The sequence below is a fragment of the Acinetobacter amyesii genome (assembly GCF_023499985.1).
Taxonomy (GTDB): Bacteria; Pseudomonadota; Gammaproteobacteria; order Pseudomonadales; family Moraxellaceae; genus Acinetobacter; species Acinetobacter amyesii.
Genome location: NZ_JAMCOU010000019.1, coordinates 1 through 456 on the forward strand (window position 1 = coordinate 1; position 456 = coordinate 456).

Here is a 456-nt window from a genome sequence, read left to right on the forward strand (position 1 = left end):
AGAATTTGCTGAGTTCTATAATGAATGATGGCCTGGACTTTGAAAGTATGTGCCTTCTTTTTGCCACTATAGCTTTTCTTCTGTTTTTTTAGGTCTTTGTATTGGAATTTCTGTGGCATCAACAATCACCACGTTCCAGTCGATGCCTTCNCCCTCAGGCAAATGCTTCGGTAAATTAAATAAATTGGACTTGATCAGGCAGTCCTCTACATGACGGACAATTCTTGAAGCAGTCGGCTCTGACACACCATAACTTGTTGCAACATGGAACAAGGTTCGGTATTCGCGCCAATAACTTAAGCACAGAAGGATTTGATCTTCTATGCTCAATTTAGTTGGTCTACCTTTAGCAGGAACATGCATTTTCAGTTGTTCAACCATTAAATCAAAGGTTGACCATGATATGCCGGTGTATCGCTTAAANTGTGTTTCAGAAAGCTTCTTTGAATCGATATA

Annotated in this window: 1 protein-coding gene; it reads right to left on the reverse strand. The window is 39.6% G+C overall.

The features are described from left to right. Positions 1 to 66: 66 nt before the first annotated feature. Entirely contained in the window at positions 67 to 381 is a 315-nt protein-coding gene (locus M5F03_RS04575) for a transposase family protein (protein WP_443611948.1), read from the reverse strand. Positions 382 to 456 lie beyond the last annotated feature (75 nt).